General features: G+C 75.4%; 3 protein-coding genes. All 3 read left to right on the top strand.

What is annotated here, in order from left to right; genetic code table 11:
- Nucleotides 1-241: 241 nt before the first annotated feature.
- The 3 genes from L1885_RS23655 to L1885_RS23645 all read left to right on the top strand — a co-directional run bounded on the left by L1885_RS23655 (nt 242) and on the right by L1885_RS23645 (nt 4,729).
- The gene (locus L1885_RS23655) at nt 242-2,779 is read left to right on the top strand and encodes a SpoIIE family protein phosphatase (RefSeq protein ID WP_235799194.1); all 2,538 of its coding nucleotides are present in this window, start codon (nt 242-244) and stop codon (nt 2,777-2,779) included.
- A 191-nt stretch (nt 2,780-2,970) separates the two neighbouring features.
- Entirely contained in the window at nt 2,971-3,621 is a 651-nt protein-coding gene (locus L1885_RS23650; protein WP_235799193.1) for a DsbA family oxidoreductase, read from the top strand.
- A 49-nt stretch (nt 3,622-3,670) separates the two neighbouring features.
- Nucleotides 3,671-4,729: an aminotransferase class V-fold PLP-dependent enzyme gene (locus L1885_RS23645; protein ID WP_235799192.1), complete on the top strand. Its 1,059-nt coding sequence runs from the start codon at nt 3,671-3,673 to the stop codon at nt 4,727-4,729.
- The last annotated feature ends 91 nt before the right edge of the window (nt 4,730-4,820 follow it).

Genomic DNA, 4,820 nt, shown 5'->3' with positions numbered 1-4,820 from the left:
CCCGCCCGGCCCGGCCCCGCCTGCCGCGCGACGTCCCGGCCGCGCCCGCCCGGCCCGCGCGCGGACCCCGACCCCGCCTGTCCCGCGACACCTCTGACCAGGGCACTTTACGGAGCCCGACAAGGGGAGCATCCTCGGACAATCCGGTACGTTGCGCGGGAAGGCACCCATGGCCGCTTGCGGTGAAGAGATCCCTGAGTCCCCACTCCGACAGCGTCGTCCCCCCGGTGGCCCCGCCCCCGTGGCGCCCGCTGCCGCGCTCGCCCCCTTCCAGACCGCGCTCGGACTGACCGTGGCCGCCGTGGCGGTCGTCGACGACCGCGGACGCGTCGCCGGGTGGACGCCCGGCGCGCAGCGCCTGCTCGGCTACCCGGCGGACGAGGTCGTCGGCAGATGCGGCGAGGAACTCCTCGCCTCCCGCACGCCCGCCCCGCCGGGGCGCCCCGAGGACGACGTTCCCGACACGAAGATCGAGCCGGGCCGCCGGCAGGAGCGGACGCAGGCCGTGAGCGGCGCGCGGCACTGGTCGGGAGTGAAGGACCTGCGCCACCGCGACGGGAGGGTCGTACGGGCCAACGTGGAGGCGGTGCCGCTGCGCCGGGCCGACGGGTCGACCCACTGGTTCCTGTGGGCGTCGGAGTTCGCGGACGCCGGCGACGTGCCGCCGGTGCGGGCGGCCGTCATGCGCACGCTGCTCGACCACGCGCCGGTCGCCCTCGCCCTCTGGGACACGGATCTCAACTGCATCTGGCTCAACACCACCGCCGAGCACGAGGCAGGAGCCTTCCGCAACCGCGACATCGGGCGCCCGGTCCACGAGGCCCTGCGCGGCTTCGACACGATCACGGCGGAGAGCGTGATGCGGCGCGTGCTGCGAAGCGGCGAGCCGGTCATCGACCACGAGTTCCGCTGGACGTCCGAGGACGGCGGCCAGGAGCGGGTCTTCTCGTCGTCCTTCTTCCGCCTCGACACGGCGGCCGGGCTGCCGATCGGCGTGTGCACCATCGCGGTCGACATCACCAACAGCTGGGCCCGCGCGCGCCTGTCGGTGCTCAGCCGGGCGGGCCGGCAGGTCGGCACCACCCTGGACGTCGTCACGACGGCGCGTGAACTCGCGGACGTCACCGTCCCGCTGCTCGCGGACTTCGTCGCCGTCGACCTGACGGAGACCGTGCCCTTCGACGGCGGGCCGCTGGAGCGGATCGAGCCCACGGACGACCGCGTCCCGCTCTACCGCCGGGCCGCCGCGGCGTCCGTGCACGAGGGGGTGCCGGAGTCGGCGTTCGAGGACGGCCAGGTGGTCTTCGTGCGCCCCGGCTCGCCGTACCTGGCCGCCGCCCAGGGCGGTACGTCGATCTTCGAGCCCGAGATACGCGCGCAGTGGGACACCTGGCGGCCGACCGAACCGGAGCGCGTCGCGGCGATGGAGCGCACGGGCATCCACTCCCTGATGGTCGTCCCCCTCAAGGCGCGCGGGGCGATCCTCGGCGTCGCGATCTTCGGGCGGTCGCGCAACGTGGCGCCGTTCTCCCGCGACGACCTGCTGCTCGCCGAGGAACTCGGCCTCCAGGCGGGACTCAGCGTCGACAACGCCCGCCGCTACACCCGCGAGCGCACGGCGGCCCTCGCCCTCCAGCGCAACCTGATGCCCCGGAGCCTGTCCGGCGGCACGACGGTGGACGTCGCCTCCCGCTACCTGCCCACCGACGTCCACGAGGGCGTCGGGGGCGACTGGTTCGACGTGATCCCGCTGGCGGGTGCCCGGTACGCCCTGGTCGTCGGGGACGTCGTGGGGCACGGCATCAACGCGGCGGCGGCGATGGGCCGTTTCCGTACGGCCGTGCACACGCTGGCCGACCTCGACCTGCCCCCGGACGAACTGCTCGCCCACCTCGACGACCTCGCGGTGCACCTGTCCGCGTCGGAGGTCTCCCCGGGCGCCGGCACGGCGACGGGTGTGCAGCCCGAGGCCGCCGAGGCGTTCTCCCCGCCCACCATGGCGGCCACCTGCGTCTACGCGGTCTACGACCCGGTGACCCGGATCTGCACCCTGGCCCGCGCCGGGCACCCTCCGCCGGCGATCATCGACCCGGACGGTTCCGTCTCGTTCCCCGACCTGCCGCCGGGGGCTCCGGTCGGCATGGGCGTCGGCTCGTACGAGTCGGTGGAGCTGGAACTCGCCGAGGGCAGCATGATCGCGCTGTTCACCGACGGGCTCGTCGAGCGCCGCACTTCCGACCTGGACACCGGGCTGGACCGGCTGGCCGCGGCGGTCTCGGCAGCCGCCCCCGGCGACCCGCTCGACCCGCTGTGCCGCAGCGTCGTGGACTCCATGACGGCGGGGCTGAACGTCGAGGACGACATCGCGCTGCTGCTGGCCCGCACCCGGGTGCTCGCCCCGGAGCAGGTCGCCACCTGGGAGCTGCCCCTCCACCCGTCGGCGGTGGCGGACGCCCGGGCCGCCGCCTCGCGGCAGCTCGACGCATGGGGGCTGGACGCCGCGGGGCCGACGACGGAGCTGATCGTCAGCGAACTGGTCACGAACGCGGTCCGCTACGGGCTCAGTCCCGTCAGGCTGCGGCTGATCCGCACCTCGGCCCTCGTGATCGAGGTCTCGGACGCGGACAGCAGCTCCCCGCGGCTGCGGCACGCGCGGGTGACGGAGGAGACCGGCCGCGGCCTGTTCCTCGTGTCGAAGACCGCGGACCGGTGGGGCAGCAGGTTCACGCCGGAGGGCAAGACGACGTGGGCGGAACTGGACCTGGAGGCCCGGCGCTGAAGATCCCGTCCGGCACTCCGGGCCCCTCGCGTCGCCGGGGCGTGCCGCTGCGGGGGCCACGGGCGGGGACGCCCGGCGGAGCGGGGAATGCCCTCGGCCCGCCGGGCGTTTCGTGCTGCGGTGGGTGCGGGCCGGGCCCACCGAGCGTCGGCGCCGGCCCGCCCACCGAGAGAAACGGACACCGGACCACCATGCGCGTCGAGATATGGAGCGACATCGCCTGCCCCTGGTGCTACATCGGCAAGGCCCGCTTCGAGAAGGGCCTCGCCGCCTTCCCCCACCGCGACGAGGTGGAGGTCGTGCACCGGTCGTTCGAGCTCGATCCCCGGGCCGCGGCCGCCAGTGGCGAGACCGTCGTGGACATGCTCGCCGCCAAGTACGGGCGCACGCGCGAGGAGGCCGCCGCGATGGAGGAGCAGGTGGCGTCCAACGCCCGCTCCGAGGGCCTCGGCTACCGCATCGAGGGGCGCGACCACGGCAACACCTTCGACATCCACCGCCTGCTCCACCTCGCGAAGGCGCGGGGCCGCCACAGCGAGCTGCTCGATCTCGCCTACCGGGCCAACTTCGCCGAGGAGCGGTCCGTCTACGCCCGCGAGACGCTGCTCGCGCTGGGCGTCGAGGCGGGGCTCGACGAGGCGGAGGTCGCGTCCGTGCTCGGCGACCCGGAGGCGTACGCCGAGGAGGTGCGGGCGGACGAGCGCGAGGCGGCGGAGCTCGGCGCCACCGGCGTGCCGTTCTTCGTGCTGGACCGGCGCTACGGCGTCTCCGGCGGGCAGCCCGCTGAGCTGTTCACCCAGGCGCTCCAGCAGGCGTGGGAGACGCGGGGCGCCGCCGTCTGAGCCGCACAGCCGATTGACGCGGCGGCGCGGGGCCGATCAAGCTCGGGCCATGGACCTCTCGCATCGGCTCGGCGGCGCGGAGTTCGCGCCCGGCACGGCGTACCTGAACACCTCGGCCTGCGGCCTGCTGCCGCGCAGGGCGGTGAGCGCCGTGCAGGAACTCGCGGCGGCCAACGCCACCGGCCGCCGGTGGGCGGGCGCGGGAAGCTTCGACACCGTCGAGGCGGCCCGCTCCTCGTTCGCCCGGCTCGTGGGGGTGGCGGCCGACCGTGTCGCCGCCGGCAGCGCCGTCTGCGTCCATGTGGCGCTGGTCGCGGGCTCCCTCCCGCAGGGCGGGGAGGTGCTGGTCCCCGAGGGCGAGTTCAGCTCCCTCGTCACCCCCTTCGCGGTGCGCGGGCTGCCCGTCCGCCAGGTGCCGCTCGACCGGCTCGCCGAGTCCGTCGACGCCCGCACCGCCCTGGTCGCGCTCTCCGCCGTCCAGTCGGCGGACGGCCGGCTCGCCGATCTGCCCGCGGTGCGGGAGGCCGCCGCGGCGCACGGGGCCCGTACGCTGCTCGACGCGACGCAGGCGGCGGGCTGGCTGCCGTTCGGTGCGGGGGAGTGGGACTACACCGTGACCGGCGGCTACAAGTTCCTCTGCTCCCCGCGTGGCACGTCGTTCTTGACCGTCACCGAAGAGGCGCAGGAGACGCTGGCGCCCCTGCACGCGGGATGGGTCGCGGGGGCCGACCCCTGGCAGTCCACGTACGGCCCGGTGCGTGAACTGGCCGGATCGGCGCGGCGGTACGACGAGAGCGTGTCCTTCCTCGCGTACCACGGCGCGCAGCACTCCCTCGCGCTGCTGGAGGAGCTCGGGACCGCGCCCGTGCACGCGCACGTCACGGCGCTCGCCGACCGGTTCCGCAAGGGCATGGCCGAGGCGGGGCACGACCTGGTCGCCGCGGAGGGGTCCGCGGTCGTGGGGGCGCCGGGTCTCGGCGGGCGCAGGGAGGCGCTGGAGGCCGCTGGCGTCGACGCGTCGGTGCGCGCCGGGAACCTCCGGGTCTCGTTCCACCTGTACAACACGGCCGACGACGTGGACCGGACGCTGGAGGTGCTCGCCCGGTAGCGGCCCGGGGACGCGGGCGGGGGAGCGCGCCGCCCGGCGGGAGGGAACGGGGCCGCCGCCCGGCACGCGACGCCGGGCAGCGCGAGGGCGC

It is taken from the genome of Streptomyces fuscigenes, from assembly GCF_021556455.1.
GTDB lineage: Bacteria > Actinomycetota > Actinomycetes > Streptomycetales > Streptomycetaceae > Streptomyces > Streptomyces fuscigenes.
Note: the sequence above shows the minus strand (reverse complement) of the source record. Positions and strands in the feature narration are given on the sequence as shown.